This is a genomic window from Leifsonia xyli subsp. cynodontis DSM 46306, assembly GCF_000470775.1.
Classification (GTDB): Bacteria; Actinomycetota; Actinomycetes; order Actinomycetales; family Microbacteriaceae; genus Leifsonia; species Leifsonia cynodontis.
On record NC_022438.1, the window covers coordinates 1,895,241 to 1,913,262 of the forward strand.

Sequence of the window (18,022 nt, forward strand, 5' to 3'; positions counted from 1 at the left end):
GCTGGACAGGAAAGCCTCACCGTCTCAGCGAAGGAGTCCTCCGTGCCCGAAAACGATGCAACGGCCAACATCGGAGTCGTCGGCCTGGCGGTGATGGGGTCCAACCTCGCCCGCAACCTCGCCTCCCGCGAGGGCAACACGGTCGCCGTCTACAACCGCACCTACGCCCGCACCCAGGAGCTCGTGGATGCGCATCCCGAAGCCGGCTTCGTCGCATCCGAGACCATCGACGGCTTCGTCGCCTCGCTGGCGAAGCCGCGCACCGCGATCATCATGGTGCAGGCCGGCACGGGCACGGACGCCGTGATCGACCAGCTGGTCGAGCGGTTCGAGCCGGGGGACATCATCGTGGACGGCGGCAACGCCAACTTCCTCGACACGATCGAGCGGGAGAACCGCGTCTCGGCCACGGGCATCCACTTCGTCGGGGCCGGGATCTCGGGCGGCGAGGAGGGCGCGCTCAAAGGCCCGTCGATCATGCCGGGCGGCACGGCCGAGTCGTACAAGACGCTCGGTCCCATCCTGGCCTCCATCGCCGCGGTCGCCGAAGGCGAGCCGTGCGTCACCCACATCGGCGCCGACGGCGCCGGACACTTCGTGAAGATGATCCACAACGGCATCGAGTACGCCGATATGCAGCTGATCGCCGAGGCGTACGACCTGCTCCGCACGGTCGGCGGTCTGGAGCCCACGGCCATCGCCGAGGTGTTCGCCGAGTGGAACAAGGGTTACCTGGAGTCGTACCTCATCGAGATCACGGCCGAGGTGCTCCGCCAGGTCGACGCCGAGACCGGGAAACCCCTCGTGGACATCGTGCTCGACCAGGCCGGGTCCAAGGGCACCGGCGTCTGGACGGTCCAGAACGCCCTCGACCTCGGCATCCCCGTCGGCGGCATCGCCGAGGCTGTCTTCGCCCGCGCCGTCTCCTCGAAACCCGCTCAGCGCGCGGCCGTGCAGCGCGTCATCGCCTCGCGTCCCGAAGCGCAGAGACCGGATGATGTGGCCGCCTTCGCCGACGACGTCTCGAAGGCGCTCTACGCCTCCAAGATCGTCGCCTACGCCCAAGGCTTCGACGCCATCATCGCCGGGGCCGAGAAGTATGGCTGGAAGATCGACAAGGACAAGATCGCCAGGATCTGGCGAGGCGGCTGCATCATCCGCGCCCAGTTCCTCGGCCGCATCGCCGACGCCTACGAAGAGAACGCCGACATCGCGACCCTGCTCGAAGCCCCCTACTTCGCCGACGCGCTCCGCGAGGGCGAGGCCGCCTGGCGCCGGATCGTCGCGACCGCCGCCCTGTCGGGTGTTCCGGTCCCCGGCTTCGGCGCAGCGCTGTCGTACTACGACTCGCTCGCCTCCGAACGCCTCCCCGCCGCGCTCGTGCAGGGCCAGCGCGACTTCTTCGGCGCCCACACCTACAAGCGCATCGACAAGGACGGCACCTTCCACACGCTGTGGTCGGGCGACCGCACCGAGATCGAGACGGAAGGGTCGTCGCACTAGCGAGAACCGCCTCTTCCGCTGAGGGCCCCGACGCCAGGCCGGACTCCCGGGAGCAAAGAAGGACGTCTCCGTCCGGCTCCCGGGAGTCCGGTCACCGGTGCCGGGGCCCTCTCGCTTGCAATCGGCCCCCACCCGGCTCAGACTCGGAAGCGTGACATTCGAGGAGCACCCGGAGCTGGCGGAGTACGAGCCGTCCGATCGGCCGCTACGCGGACGCCGGGCGACCACGGCCGCGCGCGTCTTCGTGTACGTGGCAGTGGCGGCGCTCCTGCTGCCGAGCGTGCTGGTGACGATCAGCGTCCAGACGGAGACGGCCACGAACACCTGCGCGGTGTACACCGAGCGCTACGCACCGGATGCGGCCGGATCGTCCGCACGGTTCGAGCTGTTTGCCCCGGTGGGACCGGGATGGCAATGCTACGCGCTGAACACCGAGGGGGACGCGAGGTTCGTGGCGCCGCTGGGACTCATCCCCTCGGCGCCGCACTCGCTGCGTTGAAGCGGAGCGGAGGCGTCACCGGACCGCACGCGCCAGTCGCGGCGCCTCCGGCGTGCCCGAGGGCAGGGGCGTGAACCCGAGCCGCGCGTAGAACGCCGCCGCGTTCCGGTTGCCGGCGCCGTGGTTGAGATGTACGCCCGGAACCCCGCGGTCGCCGAGTGCGCCGAACAGCGCCGCCATCAGCTGCCGGCCGGCGCCGCGACCCCGAGCCGACGGGAGCAGGTCGATGTGCAGGTGGGCGGGGAAGCGCCGCTGTTCGTCCGCCGGCGGAAGCGCGGCGTGCGGATGTCGCGCCGCTTCCCGTATCCGTGTCTCGTCGGGATGCTCGCGTGCAGACGGGAGGTATCGCCCGCGACGCGAGGGCCACCACTCATCGCGGAACCAGTCGGCGTAGGCCCTCGAATCGGCAGTCGCCAGCACATACTCGACGATGGGCGCCCCTTCGGCCTCCTCGTCGCGGAGGACGAAGGCGAGTTCCGGATCGTGGACGAGATACGGCATCGCGAACACCTCGGGCACGAGAGCAGGGTCGAGGTACAGCCCCGACACCGACTCTCCGGCCGATGCGGTGCGGATGCAGACCTCGGCGATCGCAGCGGCGTCGGCGTCGGCAACCGCAGCGGCGTCAGCGACCTCCTCCGGCTGGTAGGGGGCGCGACACGGAGCCCGTTCAGGGCTGTCACCGTTTGCCGTTGAGCAGCCCGGTCATCTCGGCCGCCACGTCCGCCGTCGCCTGGGCGACGGACTTCCGCCCCGAGAGGATGGCCTGCATCATGCTCTGGGTCGTCTGCTTCGCCTGCACCGCTCCGGAGGTCGGTGCGACCGGCACGGCCGCTCCCCCGTCGATCAGCTGCTCGGCGAAACCGGCCACGACCGGATCGTCGGCGGCGACGGTCTTCTGGAGCGCCGAGTTCTGGGCGGGGAAGAAGCCGGTCGCTTCTACGAACTTCTGGGCGTACTCGCCGGTCGTCAGCAGTTCCACGAACTGCCAGGCCAGGTCCTCGTGCTGGGTCGTCCGAAACACTGAAAGATGCGATCCGCCGACCGCGGACGGCGAAAGTCCGCCGTCCTTGCCAGGGATGGGCGCCGACGCGATCTTACCCGCGAGGCCGGGGTTCTTAGAGGTGGTTTCAGTAGTCGGCGTGGCGGTGGTTGTTGTGGCTGGTTAGCGGGGATGCTGGTCGAGTGTCGACGCTTGCTGAGGATCGGTTCATTACGGATATGTTGTGGGAGCGGCTGGAGCCGTTGATTCCGCCTCGGCCGCCTGTGGTCAATGGGCGGGCTGGGCAGCCTCGGGTTCCTGACCGGAAGGTGTTCGCTGGGATCGTGTTCGTGCTGCTGACGGGGATCCCGTGGAGAAGCTCCCGCCCGAGTTGGGGTATGGGTCCGGGGTCACTTGTTGGCGGCGTCTGCGTGAATGGTCCGAAGCGGGCGCGTGGGATGCACTGCGGAAGATCATGCTCGACGAACTCGGCCAGGCTGGCATGATCGACTGGTCAAGAACCTGCCTGGACTCCGTAAGTGTCCGGGCGAAAAGGGGGGCGATCTCACTGGACCTAACCCCACGGATCGTGGGAAACGGGGCACCAAGTACCATGTCCTGACCGACCGCAACGGACTCCCGCTGCATGTGGAGATCTCCGGCGCCAACCGACACGACTCCATGCTCGTGGAACCTGTGTTAGACAACATCACCGCGATCAAGGGCGTCGGCCGCGGTCGGCCCAGACGCCGCCCGGTTATCTTCCACGCCGATAAGGCTTACGACAACCGCCGCGTCCGCTGTTACCTGCGTTGTCGTGGGATCAAGGCACGCATCGCACGAATCGGAGTCGACTCCAAACAGTGACTGGGTAAACACTGTTGGGTAGTCGAACGCACCATGGCCTGGATCCTCGCCTTCCGGAAACTCGCCACTCGCTACGACCGCACCGCCTCAACGATCACGGCGCTCGTCGCTCTAGCAATCGCGATCACCAGCGCCCGCAAACTCACCAAAAACGACTACTGAAACCATCTCTAGACTACTGAAACCATCTCTAAGTAAACGGAAGCGTAGAGCGGAGCACAGTGCCCCGCCAACGCGACCCATCTCGTGGCCCTCTGATACGAGGTGAGCCGGAAAAATATGCGACACAACAACGCCCGCGGTGCATCGATCGTTGTCGGGGAGGATGGTCAGCGGCGACCCTGCGATCACCGGAAATTCGTTGCGGCCCAGGCTCCGGGGAGAACGGGGAGAAACAGCCGAAACCGGTCCCGTGGAGACGATCGAGAACGCGAGAACGGCCACAGCCGATGTCACGATCGCAAGAATGCGGGTTCCCGTCCGCTTCGACCTGCCCCTGGTCGTGTTCATTAGGTACCACCCTCCACCCCCAGAACGCCGATCGCGGCAAACCCCCAGCGGAAGGCGTCGTGGAAGAAGCGCCCGCGACCACGAAGCCCGGCACCACGAAAATTTTTGATATAAACTTAATTTATAATGTATGGGTGGTTTTATAATGATACAGTCGGGCAATGCAAGACCCCCGAGGGCCCATTGCAGGCGTTGAGAATTATTCTCAATAAGCATTAGGGTGTGTCCTGTCCGGGGAGCTCCTTCCCCGGCCTCCCCCACCCGATCTGCAAAGGTGACGATGCTCTCACACGTCCTTGTCCGGGCCGCAGCAGGCGCTGCGGCCGCTCTCACGATCGGCGGCCTCGCTCTGGCCGCCGGCCCCGACCCTTCGCGACCCCCCCTGACCGGCTCTGTCCCGGGCTGGACCGCGACGACGGCCTCGTTGCCCGCCCCCGACGCCGACACGACCCTGGCCGTCGTGCTGCGCGCCGGATCGAGCGCCGCCGAGGCGCGAGCCGTCGCCGAGTGGCTCGATGGCCACGGGCTCGACGCATCCAGATGGGACGACCGCACCGGCGTCCTCCGGGTGAAAGGCGCACGGTCGCGTGTGGCCGCGGCCTTCGACACCGCGTTCGCCGTGTACTCGCGGTCATCGGGCTCCACCGTCGCACCGACGACCGCGCTCTCGGTCCCCGCCTCCCTGCCGCAGATCGTCGGAGTCTCCGGCGTGGTGACGGGAGACGGCTACCGGCCCACGGCGTCGGCGGCGGGGACGCCGGTCGACAGCCCCGACTGCGCGGCCTACTGGGGCGAGAAGCTCAGCTCGCTGTGGCCCGCTTCCCTCACCGTCGAGCACCGCTCCAACTCGCTGTGCGGCTATTCGCCCAAGCAGCTGCGGGCGGTGCAGCAGGTCCCCGACGGCTACCGGGGCGCGGGCACGAAGGTCGCGATCGTGGCGGCCTTCAACGATCCCTCCGTCGCGGCAAACACAGACAAATACTCTCAGCTGATGGGGGAGCCCGCGCTCACCGATGGCCAGTACGTCCACCACGCGCCGGACCACCCCGCCGTCTCCCGCTGCGGAGGCCCGAACTCGTGGACAGAGGAACAGCACCTGGACGTGCAGGCGGTCCACGCGATAGCGCCGGAGGCGAAGATCGAGTACTGGGGGCGGAGGACTGCGGAACCACCGCGATGTTCCTGCGCATTCTCGAAGCGGTCCACGCAGGGCCCGATGTGATCTCCCTCTCCTTCGGCTCGACCGAGAACCTCGACACCGCGGACGATCGGACACTGCTCAACCGCGTGCTCGTCGAGGCCGCGAGCCGGAACATCTCCGTCTTCGCCTCATCGGGCAACGATGGCGACTACTCGGCCCAGGGCGATCATGCCGCAGGCACGAGCGTCTCCTCACCGGCTTCGAGCCCGTACCTCACCGCCGTCGGCGGCACGAGCACCGGCCTCGCCCAGGACGGCACGATCGCCGTCGAGGCCGGCTGGGAGATCCAGTCGCGTTTCGCGCGCACCGGCGGGATCGTCCCGCCCGGGTTCGCCTTCGGATCGGGCGGCGGGGAGTCCGCCGTCGACGACCGCCCGACTTGGCAGCGCACCGCGCTTCCCAACCGCGCGGGAGCGGGGCGCCTCGTCCCCGATGTCGCGTCTCTCGCCGACCCCAACACGGGTTTCGTCGTCTACGGACCCCACGAGGGCACCACCGCAGCGGTGAGCCACGGCGGCGACAGCCTCGCGACTCCGATGGTCGCTTCCATGGTGGCTCTCGCCAAAGCGGCGACGGGCGTGAAGATCGGCCTGGCGAGCCCGGCGCTGTACGCGCTGGCCGGAACGCCCGCGCTCCGCGATGTCGCCCCGGCCTCGGCGGCCACCTGGTCCCCGAAGGGACCGGAGAAGGGCGCGATCTATCCCGAGACGATCTTCGTCTGGGACACGAAGCCGCAATCGCTGCAGTCCTCGACAGGGTGGGACCCCGTCACCGGCCTCGGCGTGCCCACCGGAATCGACTTCATCAAGAACTTCGGAAAGAAGGCGAAATGACCTCACGAACCCTTCTCCGGCGGCCGGCGGCTCGTTTGGCCGCCGCGGCCGTCGCGGCCGCGGCGACGGCCGCCGCCCTGCTCCCCGCGACGCTGCTCCCCGCAGCGCCGGCCGCCGCGGCCACAGCAGCGACGTACAGCGCGTCCGGAGTCGAGATCATCGACATCGACGACGATACCCTCCAGGCGCCGAAACCCTCCGTCTCGTGGACGACCGGCGCCGGGGCGTCGTCGCAGCTCGACGCCACCGGCGACGTGCTGAGGCTGAACACCACCCGCACCAGCGACCTGGCCGTCACAGCCGGCCCCACCGGTGCGACCGCGGCCATCGGCTCCGGCGAGTTCACCCTCCGCGACCGTGTGCCCGTGACCTTCCGCGGCCTGAGCGTGAGCTGCGGTCCGACACAGGCGTCCGTGGTCTCCTTCACCGCGCTCACGGTGAACGGGACGGACATCACGGCGACAGCGACGGCGACACCGGGATTCACCTACCAACTGCCCAGTTCCCGTACGGGGCGACCAAGATCATCGTCGGTGAGCGCACGACCAACAAAGACGGCTCCATCACCACGACCGCGCTGCGCGTCGAGGCGGAGGCGGGAGCCTCCGAGATCTGGCGCATCCGCGCGGGCCAGATCACCTGCCCGGCTGTGGCTCCGGCCCCCGCTCGCGTCACGGCGACAGGGGTCCGGGTGACAGCCCCCGACGGGTCGGCGCTTGTGGCCGGCGAGCCGAGTGTGTCCGGGGAGGGGCAGACCAAGACGGCCTCCACCGTCGACGCCGCGAGCAGCTACCCGGCGCACGCCAAGAATGTGAGCGTCACGACCGCGACGGACGGAAGCGCCTCGGTGGGGATCGGCGAGTTCACCCAAGTGCCCGACCAGACCTCCGGTGTGGGCGAGTACCGGTGGAACGCTCTCCGCGTCTACGGCCTCCGGCTCTCGGTGGCGGCCGACGGCTCCTCGACAGTGACGTTCGACAACACATCGAGCGCTGTCTTCGCCAACGGGGTCTGGGTCAACACCGCCACGGACCTCTACACCGGTCTGGACTCCGACGGTGCGGAGCGAGTGCGGGTCCACTTCAACGAGCGGACCACAGCAGCGGACGGATCGGTCACGATCAACGCCCTCCGCTACGAGGATCTGACCCACGCGAACCCGGGCGTCACACTCGGAACGGTCGTGCTCGCCCCACCCAAAGCCACCACACCGGCCAAACCAGCGGACCCGGCGAATCCGGGCGAGACGGGAACACTGCCCGCCTGGAACTCGTATGGCGTCGCGGCGACCGGGCCCAGCCCCGTGAGACCTGTCGCTGTGTCGCGGGCGACGGCTCAGCCCCAGAAGAGCGCGAAGACGCTCGCCACTGCGGCAGAGGAGAGCGCTTCGGCTCCCACAGCCGGCGATGGCAACGCGGGCCAGATCGCGGTCAGCTCGGTGACCACGACCTCCAGCGCCACCGGCGCGAGCGCTGCGGTCGGACGACTCCGATTGTACCCCGGCACCACCGTCGAGGTCGCCCTCAAGAACCTGCTGGTGAAGGCCTCGGGCGCCGGTGTCGTCGTCTCCTCGGACGGCGGGACGCTGGCCGGCCAGCCTCTCGCCGCCGGAGCGATCGCCCCGAACACCCGGATCGACGTGCCGGGGACGACGATCGGCGTCGTCCTGAACGAGCAGTCCCGCAACGGAAGCGAGGTGACCGTCCACGGCCTTCACCTCACCGATGCGTCCGGGCTTGCCACGGATGTGGTCGCGGCGGTGCTCACCACGGCGGCGGTGCCCGTCGACTCGACGCCGACGCTGACGCCGGCGCGCACGGGTCCTGGCGGCGGACTCGTGCCCGGTGCTCTCGCGCCGGACGGCAGGAGCCCGGCCGGAAGAGGCGACGCCGGCTCCTCAGCGCTCGCGAGCACCGGCTCGACAGTGGCGCCAGAGCTGCTCGTGGCGGCAGGCGTCCTGATCGCGGCCGGAACAGGGATCGCCGTGTTCCGCCGCCGCCGCGTTCCCCCGACGCAGGACTGACCTGCGGAAACGGAGGCGGTGGTCGGACAAGCGCGCCCGTGCGCGACTTGTCCGGCCGCCGCTTTCGCGGTCCCCGAATGTGCGCGCAGCAGCGTGCTCCGACGGCACCGGTCGCTCCTCGCGGGGCCAGACCGTGGCGACCTTGGCGCATCGGGGCCGCTGGTCCCTGTCGGATTTCCGCGAGTGGATGTCGGGAGTCCGGCCTAGAGTCGAACCATGAGCACTTCATCCGGCTACCTCCTCCGCGTCCCGAGCCCCATCGGGCGGATCGAGCTGACCGGCGACGGCGAGGCCGTCACCTCTCTCGATCGCCCGCGGTGGAATCCTGCCACACGATGAGCGCCCCGAACGCACAACCGCCGTCCTCGACGACGCTGCCGAGCAACTCGCCCAGTACTTCGCGGGCGACCGGCGCGACTTCGACCTCCCGCTGCGTCTCGGGGGCACGCCGTTCCGCCGCGCGGTGTGGGAGCGGCTGGCCGGTTTGGGGTTCGGCACGCTCACAACGTACGGCGAGCTGGGTCTCGCCCTCGGCCATGCGGGGTACGGCCGGGCCATCGGCGGCGCGGTCGACGCCAACCCCGTGCCGATCATCGTCGGCTGCCACCGCGTGCTGTCCTCCTCCGGCACGGTCACCGGCTACTTCGGCGGCGAAGGCATCCCCACCAAGCTGTGGCTGCTGGAGTACGAGGGAACGACGCTGGCCGCATGAGCGAGAACCCCACCACCGCACCGCCGGCCGCCTCGATCCGTCCGGCGGCGGTCATCGGCCACGACGGCCTCCAGCGCTGCCCCTGGCCCGCGAACGACGCCGAGTAGATCCGCTATACCACGACGAGGAGTGGGGAACTCCCCAGCGCGACCCGAAGGCCCTCTAAGAGAAGATCTGCCTCGAAGGCTTCCAGGCCGGCCTCTCCTGGATCATGATCCTCCGCCGCCGACCGGCCTTCCGCGAGGTGTTCCTGGGCTTCCAGCCGGAGCGGGTCACGGCGATGACCGAAGACGACGTCCTCCGCCTGCTGCAGGACGAGCGGATCATCCGCCACCGCGGCAAAATCGAGGCGACCATCGCGAACGCCCACGCGGTCCTGAAGCTGGATGTCCCGCTCGATGAGCTCCTGTGGGGCTTCGCTCCCCGGAAGGCCGCCCCCCGCCCCCAGGCGTGGTCGGAGGCCCCGGCGGTGACAGCGGAATCCACGGCGCTGAGCACAGAGCTCCGCCGTCGCGGCTTCCGCTTCGTCGGCCCGACCACGATGTACGCGCTGATGCAGGCGACCGGAATGGTGGACGACCACGTCGAGGGATGTTTCCGCGCGGCGCAGTGAGACCTCGCGCGCGGCGCGTTCATCGCCGCAGCACGGCCCGGAGCCTGCCGGGCGAGCCCGCCACATCGGGGACGATGAGCTCCAAATCGCGGCTGCCGTCGGCTGCGCGGGTCAAGGCGTAGCCCTCATCCGATGCCCAGGCAAGCAGATCGTCCGTCGTGGCGAGGTCGGCGCCGGCCTCCACGAGGGCCCGGGTCAGAAGACCCTTGGCCTGCTTGTTGAAGTGGTTGAGCGCGCGGACCGTGCCCGATTCGTCCCGCGCGAGAACCCGCACAGAGTGGGCTTCCTCCCGCAGCGGAAGCGGCGCGAGCGCAGCGTACCCTTCCGAGCGCAGGTCGAGGATGAGCCCCGGATGCGATCCCAGAACCGCAGCGCCCGGCTCTGCCCAGCGTCTCTTCAGCGACGGCGAAAGCCGCGAGTCGAACGAGAGCCGGTAGGCCGGAAGGGGATCGGCCGCGCCGACCACCCCAAACAACGCCGACTGGATGGCGACAGCGGAGACCGCGAACCGCCACTGCTCCTCGGTGAAGCCGTCCGCCTCCAGCGCGTCGTAGAGCACACCCGTGTAGCGCAGGAGCGCCGGCATCGTCGGCGCGGACTCCAGCGCACGGTTGCGATCGACCTCCGCGGCCTGCTTCGGCCCGAGCTTCAGCGCTTTGACGGCAGCGTCCCGGTCGGCGCAGAGCGAGACGAGATCGGCGAGCACGGCTGCCCGGACAGGGGCGAGCGCCGCGAACCCGAGCCGGTCGAGGACGAGCGGGACCGGTGCTCCCCCGTCTCTCTTCGTCTCAGAGGGCGGGAGAAGGATGAGCACGCTATCCCTCCAGGAAAGCGTGCGCGGCGTTGACGTTCTCGCCGAGCGGCCGCGAGGTGTCGAGGGTCACGCGCGGCAGAGAGGCGCAGGACCCTGTCCACTCCGCGTAGTCCTCGATGCTCTGCTCGACCGCGTACGCGGCGATCACACCGGTACGGTGGGAGAGGCGCTCGCCGTGCAGCTCTTCGTCCGAGCAGACGGTCTCGATGACTCGCAGCTTGACACCGCAGCGCTCTGCGAGGGCCTTCCACTGCAATCGGGCAGGCTCGACGGCGTTGACGGCGTCCACGATGACCGAGTGGCCCGCCAGCAGCACGTGCTCGGACATCGTTTCGGCCACCAGATACGCAGCGAGTCCGGTCGGCTGGTCGTCGTCGATGCCGGCGCGCAGGATGGCGGCCTCGATCGGGTCGACAGAGATCACCGCGGCGCCCAGACGCGCGGCCACGATCCCGGCGATCGTGGACTTGCCGGAGCCCGGCAACCCCGCTGTGACGACGAGGACGGGGACACGCATGTCACCGAACTGCCGTTCCACCGGGGCCGCCCGCTCCGCCATGTCAGACGAGCTCCGCCTGCCGGGCCACGACGATGACCACGTTGTTCTCCACAGAGAGGAACCCGTCGTCGGCCTGCGCCGCGATCGACTCCCCGCCGTTCAGGGTCACGCGCACCTCGCCGGAGGCGAGAATGGCGAGCAGCGGCTCGTGACCGGGCAGTATGCCGATCTGCCCCTCCACGGTGCGCGCGACGACCATTTTCGCCTCGCCCGACCACACTTCGTGGTCGGCGGCGACAACGCTGACACGGAGGCTACTGGCGCCGGGGACTGCCATGCTCAGCCGTTCTCCTTCTGGATCTGCGCCCACTTCTCCTCGACGTCGGAGATCGCACCGACGTTGAAGAAGGCCTGCTCTGCGACGTGGTCGAACTCGCCCTTGGCGATGGCGTCGAACGACTCGATGGTGTCCTTCAGCGGGACGGTCGATCCCTCGACACCGGTGAACTTCTTCGCCATGTAGGTGTTCTGCGAGAGGAACTGCTGGATGCGGCGCGCACGCCACACCGTGATCTTGTCCTCTTCGGAGAGCTCGTCGACACCGAGGATGGCGATGATCTCCTGCAGCTCCTTGTTCTTCTGGAGGATCTGCTTGACCGTCGTGGCCACGCGGTAGTGGTCCTCGCCCAGGTAACGGGGGTCGAGGATGCGCGAGGTGGAGGTCAGCGGGTCGACGGCCGGGTACAGACCCTTCGACGCGATCTCACGGGAGAGCTCGGTCGTGGCGTCGAGGTGGGCGAAGGTGGTCGCCGGCGCCGGGTCGGTGTAGTCGTCCGCGGGGACGTAGATCGCCTGCAGCGAGGTGATCGAGTGACCGCGGGTCGAGGTGATGCGCTCCTGGAGGAGGCCCATCTCGTCGGCGAGGTTCGGCTGGTAGCCCACGGCCGAGGGCATGCGACCCAGGAGGGTCGAGACCTCGGAGCCGGCCTGGGTGAAGCGGAAGATGTTGTCGATGAAGAGCAGCACGTCCTGCTTCTGCACGTCGCGGAAGTACTCCGCCATGGTCAGGGCCGAGAGGGCGACGCGCAGACGCGTTCCCGGCGGCTCGTCCATCTGACCGAAGACGAGCGCGGTCTTGTCGAAGACGCCCGCCTCCTCCATCTCGTGGATGAGGTCGTTGCCCTCACGGGTACGCTCGCCGACACCGGCGAACACCGACACACCGCCGTGGTCCTGCGCGACGCGCTGGATCATCTCCTGGATGAGGACCGTCTTGCCGACGCCCGCACCGCCGAAGAGGCCGACCTTGCCACCCTGCACGTACGGCGTGAGGAGGTCGATGACCTTGATGCCGGTCTCGAAGAGCTGGGTCTTCGACTCGAGCTGGTCGAACGACGGCGGCTGGCGGTGGATCGGCCAACGCTCCGTGATCTCGATCGTCTCGCCCGGCTCGGCGTTGAGGATCTGGCCGGTGACGTCGAACACCTTGCCCTTGGTCACGTCGCCGACGGGCACCGAGATCGGCGCGCCGGTGTCGCGGACCTCGCCGCCGCGGACGAGGCCGTCCGTCGGCTTGAGGGCGATGGCGCGCACCAGGTCGTCACCGAGGTGCTGGGCGACCTCGAGGGTGATCTCGGTCGACTGCTCGCCGATGGTTATGGTGGTCTTCAGAGCGTTGTAGATGCTCGGGATCGAGTCGTGCGGGAACTCGATGTCGACGACCGGACCGGTGACGCGGGCGATGCGTCCCACGCCGGCCGGCTGCGCGGTCGAAGCCTGGGCTTCGGCGGTAGCAGTAGTCATGATTCTTATCTCTCTCGTTGTGAAATCTCGGCCGGTGTCAGTGTGCGCCGCTCAGCGCGTCGGCGCCGCCGACGATCTCGGAGATCTGCTGGGTGATCTCCGACTGTCGGGCATTGTTGGCCAGTCGCGTGTAGTCGGTGATGAGCTTGTCGGCGTTGTCGCTCGCCGCTTTCATCGCCTTCTGCGTGGCCGCGTGCTTGGAGGCGGCTGATTGCAGCATGGCGTTGAAGATGCGGCTCTCAATGTAGACGGGCAGCAGCGAGTCGAGCACGGTGTTGACGTCCGGCTCGAACTCGTAGAGCGGAAGCACCTGGGTGCGGTCCGGCTCCTCGACGCCCTCCACGACCTCCAGAGGCAGCAGATGGATGACCTGCGGCTCCTGGGTCAGCATGCTCACGAAGCGGTTGTAGATGACGTGGATCTCGTCCACGCCGCCATCGGCCGAATCGCGCAGGAAGGACTCCAGGATCGCGTCAGCGACCTCTTTGGCCTGCTCGAACTCGGGGGCGTCCGTGTTCCCCGTCCACACCCGCTCGAACGCGCGGCGGCGGAAGCTGAAGTAGCCCTGCGCCTTGCGCCCGATCAGGAAGTAGACGACCTCTTTGCCCTGGCTGCGCAGCAGCTCGGCGAGCTTCTCGGACTCTTTGAGCACGTTCGAGTTGAACGCGCCGGCGAGTCCGCGGTCCGAGGAGAAGATGACGACCGCGGCGCGCTCGATCCTCTCCGGCTCCGTGGTGAGAACGTGGTCGACGTTCGAATAGGTCGCCACCGCCGACACCGCACGCGTGATGGCACGGGCGTAGGGCGACGACGCGGCCACCCGCGCCTGTGCCTTCTGGATGCGTGAGGCGGAGATCAGCTCCATGGCACGGGTGATCTTCTTGGTCGTCTGGGCAGACTTGATTTTCTGCCGGTAGACCCGAAGCTGTGCTCCCATGTGTCTTCCTCAGTTCCTCTGGCGGCTCAGCGCTTCGCCTTGACGATGCGCTCCTGGTTGACATCCTCTTCGGCGATGGCCTCGAACTCCTCGCGCCCGACCGAGGAGAGCGGCTTGCCCTCACCTGTCTGGAACTCGAGCTTGAAGGCGTCCACCTCGCCGGCGAGCTTCTCCACGGTGTCGTCGTCCAGGACGTTCGTCTCGCGGAGCGTGGTCAGGATGTCGGTGTTGCGGCGCAGGTGGTCGAGCAGCTCGGACTCGAAGCGCAGCACATCCTCGACGGCGACCTCGTCGAGTTTGCCGTTGGTGCCGGCCCAGATCGAGACGACCTGCTCCTCCACCGGGAACGGCGAGTACTGCGGCTGTTTGAGCAGCTCGGTGAGACGCGCGCCACGGGCGAGCTGACGACGGCTGGCGGCGTCGAGGTCGGAGGCGAACATCGCGAAGGCTTCGAGCGAGCGGTACTGCGCCAGCTCCAGCTTGAGCGTGCCGGAGACCTTCTTGATCGACTTGACCTGCGCGTCGCCACCGACACGGGAGACCGAGATGCCGACGTCCACGGCGGGACGCTGATTGGCGTTGAAGAGGTCGGACTGGAGGAAGATCTGGCCGTCGGTGATCGAGATCACGTTGGTCGGGATGTACGCCGAGACGTCGTTCGCCTTGGTCTCGATGATCGGCAGACCGGTCATCGAGCCGGCGCCCAGCTCGTCGGAGAGCTTGGCGCAACGCTCCAGCAGGCGGGAGTGCAGGTAGAAGACGTCGCCCGGGTAAGCCTCGCGCCCCGGCGGACGGCGCAGGAGCAGCGACACGGCGCGGTAGGCCTCGGCCTGCTTAGACAGGTCATCGAAGATGATCAGGACGTGCTTGCCGCCGTACATCCAGTGCTGGCCGATGGCCGAGCCGGTGTAGGGGGCGAGGTACTTGAAGCCGGCCGGGTCGGAGGCGGGGGCCGCGACGATGGTGGTGTACTCCATCGCACCGGCGTCTTCGAGCGCGCCCTTGACCGAGGCGATGGTGGAGCCCTTCTGGCCGATGGCGACGTAGATGCAGCGGACCTGTTTGTCGACGTCGCCCGACTCCCAGTTGGCCTTCTGGTTGATGATCGTGTCGATCGCGATGGCCGTCTTGCCGGTCTGGCGGTCGCCGATGATCAGCTGGCGCTGTCCGCGGCCGACGGGGATCATGGCGTCGATCGCCTTGATGCCGGTCTGGAGAGGCTCATGCACCGACTTGCGCTGCATGACGCCGGGGGCCTGGAGCTCGAGCTCGCGGCGGCCCTCCGAGGCGATCTCGCCGAGGCCGTCGATCGGGTTGCCCAGCGGGTCGACCACGCGGCCGAGGTAGCCGTCGCTGACGGGGACGGAGAGGACCTCGCCGGTGCGGGTCACCTCCATGCCCTCGACGATCTCGTCGAACTCGCCGAGGACGACGACGCCGACCTCGTTCTCGTCGAGGTTCTGGGCCAGGCCCAGGGTGCCGTTCGCGAAGCGGATGAGCTCGTTGGCCATCACGCCGGGGAGGCCCTCGACGTGGGCGATGCCGTCGGAGGCGTCGAGGACGTGTCCGACCTCGGAGGTCTCGGCCTTCGCGGGCTCGTAAGCGGAGACGAAATCCTTGAGCGCGTCCCGGATTTCGTCAGCGCTTATGGAGATTCTGGGGCTGCTCGAAATGTCTGCCATCGTTGTGTTCCCTATCTTGGAGGCGGTCAGCCCACCAGCTGAAGTCGGAGTTCGGAGAGACGCGAGGAGACGCTGCCGTCGATGACGTCGTCGCCGATCTGCACGCGCAGTCCCCCGAGGATCGCCGGGTCGACGACCTGATTGAGCTTGAGGTCGCCGTACTTCGCAGCGAGGCCCGCGCGCAGGCGCTCGGCCTGGGCGACGGGCAGCGGAGCCGCGCTGACGACGGTGGCGATTCTCTGCCCGTCCTGGGCGGCGACGATGCGGGCCGCATCGCGCAGGCCCTCCCGGATGCTGCGGCCACGCGGCTGCAGCACGAGCTGACGGGCGATGGAGACCGTCTGCTCGCTGGCCTTGCCCACCAGCAGACGCTCGACCAGCGCCGCCTTCGTCTCCGGGGCCGCGAGCTTGCTGCGCAACGCCAGCTCGAGTTCCGCGTCAGAGGTCACGGCGCCTCCGAACGCGAGCAGCTCTGCGGAGATGTCGACAGTGGACGGCGCGGACGCGGCGATCGAGCGGATGGCGAGTTCGTCGATCGCGGCCAGGACATCGTCCTGATCGGACCAGCGCTCGCCGGCGACGACGCCGATCAGGGCGACCGCCGGCGCGGAAAGCGCGCCAAAGACACGCTTCACGAGCGCGTCCTTGCCTGCCGGATCGGCCGAGGGATCGCCGAGGGCCGCTCGGAGCTGGGCGGAGTCGGCAACGACTCGTCCTGCGGCGAACAGGTCTTCAGCCGTCGCCAGATCGGCCTGGGGCCCGAGGCCGGCGAGAGCCGAGACGGAGCGGGCCAGTGCTTCTCTGGTGGCGCTTCCCATTAGTTGGCCGTCCCCACCTTCTCAGCGGCTTCGAGGTCGGCCAGGAAACGATCGACCATCGCCTGAGCCTTCTTGTCCTCGGTGAGGACCTCGCCGACGACGCCGGAGGCGAGGTCGATGGCCAGAGAGCCCACCTCGCTGCGCAGCGAGACCAGGGCGCTCTGGCGTTCGGCCTCGATCTGGGCCTGGGCGGCCACGGTCACACGGGCGGCCTCGACCGTCGCGGCGTCCTTGGCCTCGGCGACGATCTTCTGGCCGTCGGCCCGGGCGGCCTCGCGGATCTTCGCGGCCTCGGCACAGGCGTCCGCGAGCTGGGCGGTGTACTCCTCCAGCAGGGCTTCGGCCTTGTGCTGGGCCTCGTCGGCTTTCGCGATGTTGCCCTCGATCGCCTCGGCACGCTCATCCAGGAGCTTCTTCATGCGCGGGAGCACAAGCTTCCAGAAGAAGAACAGGATGACGACGAAGCAGATCAGCGAGCCGATGATGTCGGCCGGCTCGGGGATCAGCGGGTTGTGCTGCTCCCCCGACGCGGCGATCACGACGCTACTGAGCATCGTTCCTCCTTACGGGATGGGATAAAGAGGACTTACTGGAAGATGAAGTAGGTCGCGATACCGATGAAGGCGAGCGCCTCGGTGAACGCGATACCGATGTACATCAGGACCTGGAGACGGCCGGCCAGCTCGGGCTGACGGGCGACGCCCTCGATGGTCTTGCCGACGACGATGCCCACGCCGATGGCCGGGCCGATGGCGGCGAGACCGTAGCCGACGGTGGCGATGTTGCCGTTGATAGCAGCGATGTCCACGTTATGTGTTTCCTTCCGTGATGGCGATCCGTGCGGATGCGCGAACCGTTCTTAGTGTTCCTCGGCGACGGCCAGCTGGATGTAGACGCCAGTCAGCAGAGCGAAGACGTAGGCCTGGAGGACAGCCACCAGGATCTCGAAGAGGGTGAAAGCAAAGCCGAAGGCGAAGGTTCCGACGCCGAAGAGCGACCACCAGCCCCCCGCCTCGAAGAGGAACCAGGCGGTTGCGGTGAAGAAGAGGACGAGCAGAAGATGCCCGACGACCATGTTCATCAGCAACCGGAGGGTCAGCGTGATCGGCCGGAGCACGAAGGTCGAGACGAACTCGATGGGCGTCACGATGATGTACAGCGCCGGCGGGACACCGGGCGGGAAGAGCGCGTTCTTGAAGAAGTTCTTCGGGCTCTTCTTGATGCCCGCGTAGATGAACGCGATGTAGGCCACGATCGCCAGCAGCATCGGCAGCGCGACCACCGATGTGCCTGCGATGTTCAGGAACGGGACGATGCCCATCAGGTTGAAGAACAGCACCATGAAGAAGATGGTCGTCAGCAGCGGCAGGAACCGGCGGCCGTCCTTGCGGCCGAGCAGATCCTCCGCGATGTTGACGCGGACGAAGTCCAGACCCATCTCGACCACCGACTGGAAGCGGCGCGGAACGATCGTCATCTTGCGGGTGCCGATCCAGAAGACCAGCAGCAGGGCGGCCAGCGCGATGAGCCGGACGACGATGATGCGGTTGAACTCGATCCCGCCGATAGTGAAGAGATTGGGTGGGAAGAACTCGTTGATCGACGGACCCTGGAAGCTTCCATCATCGGAGCTTGCGGCCTGGACCAGCAGGTTCACAGCGTTAGCTAACAGCGCTATCTCCTGTTTCGGGGCGTCGAGCTGAAAGCCCTCGCGACGACGAACGGT

At 68.0% G+C, this 18,022-nt stretch carries 20 protein-coding genes and 2 pseudogenes; 10 read left to right on the forward strand and 12 right to left on the reverse strand.

Translation table 11 applies throughout. The features are described from left to right. Positions 1 to 42 precede the first annotated feature (42 nt). Together gndA and O159_RS09055 are read left to right on the forward strand one after the other, a co-directional pair. Positions 43 to 1,503 (forward strand): NADP-dependent phosphogluconate dehydrogenase, encoded by a 1,461-nt coding sequence (gndA, locus tag O159_RS09050; protein WP_021755502.1) that lies wholly within the window; start codon positions 43 to 45, stop codon positions 1,501 to 1,503. A gap of 151 nt (positions 1,504 to 1,654) precedes the next feature. Then, a complete protein-coding gene (locus O159_RS09055) occupies positions 1,655 to 2,002 on the forward strand; it encodes a hypothetical protein (protein ID WP_021755503.1) in 348 nt (115 codons plus the stop codon). A 15-nt stretch (positions 2,003 to 2,017) separates the two neighbouring features. On the opposite strand, the gene O159_RS09060 is transcribed toward O159_RS09055, so the two are convergent. Together O159_RS09060 and O159_RS09065 are read right to left on the reverse strand one after the other, a co-directional pair. Further along, positions 2,018 to 2,551 carry a GNAT family N-acetyltransferase gene (locus O159_RS09060; protein ID WP_021755504.1) on the reverse strand — a complete coding sequence of 178 codons (534 nt, stop codon included), beginning with the start codon at positions 2,549 to 2,551 and terminating at the stop codon, positions 2,018 to 2,020. Positions 2,552 to 2,681: 130 nt separating this feature from the next. After that, the gene (locus tag O159_RS09065; RefSeq protein ID WP_081689859.1) at positions 2,682 to 3,098 is read right to left on the reverse strand and encodes an extracellular solute-binding protein; all 417 of its coding nucleotides are present in this window, start codon (positions 3,096 to 3,098) and stop codon (positions 2,682 to 2,684) included. A 56-nt stretch (positions 3,099 to 3,154) separates the two neighbouring features. Here O159_RS09065 and O159_RS14125 point away from each other — a divergent pair. From O159_RS14125 to O159_RS09095, 8 genes and pseudogenes are all read left to right on the forward strand, one after another. After that, positions 3,155 to 4,013 (forward strand): annotated as a pseudogene (locus O159_RS14125) (IS5 family transposase). A 628-nt stretch (positions 4,014 to 4,641) separates the two neighbouring features. Then, the gene (locus tag O159_RS15835) at positions 4,642 to 5,583 is read left to right on the forward strand and encodes a protease pro-enzyme activation domain-containing protein (protein WP_236609459.1); all 942 of its coding nucleotides are present in this window, start codon (positions 4,642 to 4,644) and stop codon (positions 5,581 to 5,583) included. Then, the gene (locus tag O159_RS15840; RefSeq protein ID WP_236609460.1) at positions 5,538 to 6,395 is read left to right on the forward strand and encodes a S8 family serine peptidase; all 858 of its coding nucleotides are present in this window, start codon (positions 5,538 to 5,540) and stop codon (positions 6,393 to 6,395) included. The genes O159_RS15835 and O159_RS15840 overlap by 46 nt, the downstream gene beginning before the upstream one ends. After that, positions 6,392 to 7,090: a hypothetical protein gene (locus tag O159_RS09080; RefSeq protein WP_144267628.1), complete on the forward strand. Its 699-nt coding sequence runs from the start codon at positions 6,392 to 6,394 to the stop codon at positions 7,088 to 7,090. The genes O159_RS15840 and O159_RS09080 overlap by 4 nt, the downstream gene beginning before the upstream one ends. Then, entirely contained in the window at positions 7,087 to 8,418 is a 1,332-nt protein-coding gene (locus O159_RS09085; protein WP_144267630.1) for a hypothetical protein, read from the forward strand. Before O159_RS09080 ends, O159_RS09085 begins: the two co-directional genes overlap by 4 nt. A 216-nt stretch (positions 8,419 to 8,634) precedes the next feature. Further along, positions 8,635 to 8,757, forward strand: a complete 123-nt coding sequence (locus O159_RS16315) for a hypothetical protein (RefSeq protein ID WP_269078344.1) — start codon at positions 8,635 to 8,637, stop codon at positions 8,755 to 8,757. Positions 8,758 to 8,881: 124 nt separating this feature from the next. Further along, positions 8,882 to 9,130 carry a methylated-DNA--[protein]-cysteine S-methyltransferase gene (locus O159_RS15845; protein ID WP_236609461.1) on the forward strand — a complete coding sequence of 83 codons (249 nt, stop codon included), beginning with the start codon at positions 8,882 to 8,884 and terminating at the stop codon, positions 9,128 to 9,130. Next, positions 9,127 to 9,743: pseudogene (locus O159_RS09095) on the forward strand (DNA-3-methyladenine glycosylase I). Before O159_RS15845 ends, O159_RS09095 begins: the two are co-directional and overlap by 4 nt. A gap of 19 nt (positions 9,744 to 9,762) precedes the next feature. Here the strand turns inward: O159_RS09095 and yaaA are convergent. From yaaA to atpB, 10 genes are read right to left on the reverse strand one after another with little or no spacing between them, the layout of a single operon-like run. Beyond that, the gene (gene yaaA / locus O159_RS09100; protein ID WP_021755506.1) at positions 9,763 to 10,557 is read right to left on the reverse strand and encodes a peroxide stress protein YaaA; all 795 of its coding nucleotides are present in this window, start codon (positions 10,555 to 10,557) and stop codon (positions 9,763 to 9,765) included. A 1-nt stretch (position 10,558) separates the two neighbouring features. Continuing rightward, the gene (locus O159_RS09105) at positions 10,559 to 11,116 is read right to left on the reverse strand and encodes an AAA family ATPase (RefSeq protein WP_021755507.1); all 558 of its coding nucleotides are present in this window, start codon (positions 11,114 to 11,116) and stop codon (positions 10,559 to 10,561) included. Position 11,117: 1 nt separating this feature from the next. Further along, positions 11,118 to 11,393 (reverse strand): F0F1 ATP synthase subunit epsilon, encoded by a 276-nt coding sequence (locus O159_RS09110; protein ID WP_021755508.1) that lies wholly within the window; start codon positions 11,391 to 11,393, stop codon positions 11,118 to 11,120. A gap of 2 nt (positions 11,394 to 11,395) precedes the next feature. Next, on the reverse strand, positions 11,396 to 12,859 hold the full coding sequence (atpD, locus tag O159_RS09115) for a F0F1 ATP synthase subunit beta (protein WP_021755509.1): 1,464 nt from the start codon (positions 12,857 to 12,859) through the stop codon (positions 11,396 to 11,398). 37 nt (positions 12,860 to 12,896) lie between these two features. Then, positions 12,897 to 13,796 (reverse strand): F0F1 ATP synthase subunit gamma, encoded by a 900-nt coding sequence (locus O159_RS09120; RefSeq protein WP_021755510.1) that lies wholly within the window; start codon positions 13,794 to 13,796, stop codon positions 12,897 to 12,899. A 26-nt stretch (positions 13,797 to 13,822) separates the two neighbouring features. After that, on the reverse strand, positions 13,823 to 15,478 hold the full coding sequence (gene atpA, locus O159_RS09125) for a F0F1 ATP synthase subunit alpha (protein WP_021755511.1): 1,656 nt from the start codon (positions 15,476 to 15,478) through the stop codon (positions 13,823 to 13,825). Positions 15,479 to 15,504: 26 nt separating this feature from the next. Continuing rightward, a complete protein-coding gene (locus tag O159_RS09130) occupies positions 15,505 to 16,296 on the reverse strand; it encodes a F0F1 ATP synthase subunit delta (protein WP_021755512.1) in 792 nt (263 codons plus the stop codon). After that, positions 16,296 to 16,850, reverse strand: coding sequence for a F0F1 ATP synthase subunit B (locus O159_RS09135; RefSeq protein ID WP_021755513.1), 555 nt, complete (start codon positions 16,848 to 16,850; stop codon positions 16,296 to 16,298). The genes O159_RS09130 and O159_RS09135 overlap by 1 nt, the downstream gene beginning before the upstream one ends. Before the next feature lie 32 nt (positions 16,851 to 16,882). Further along, positions 16,883 to 17,104, reverse strand: coding sequence for an ATP synthase F0 subunit C (gene atpE / locus O159_RS09140; protein WP_018190348.1), 222 nt, complete (start codon positions 17,102 to 17,104; stop codon positions 16,883 to 16,885). Between the two features lie 51 nt (positions 17,105 to 17,155). Further along, complete coding sequence (gene atpB, locus O159_RS09145; RefSeq protein ID WP_021755514.1) at positions 17,156 to 17,953, reverse strand: F0F1 ATP synthase subunit A; 798 nt, start codon at positions 17,951 to 17,953, stop codon at positions 17,156 to 17,158. Positions 17,954 to 18,022: the final 69 nt, after the last annotated feature.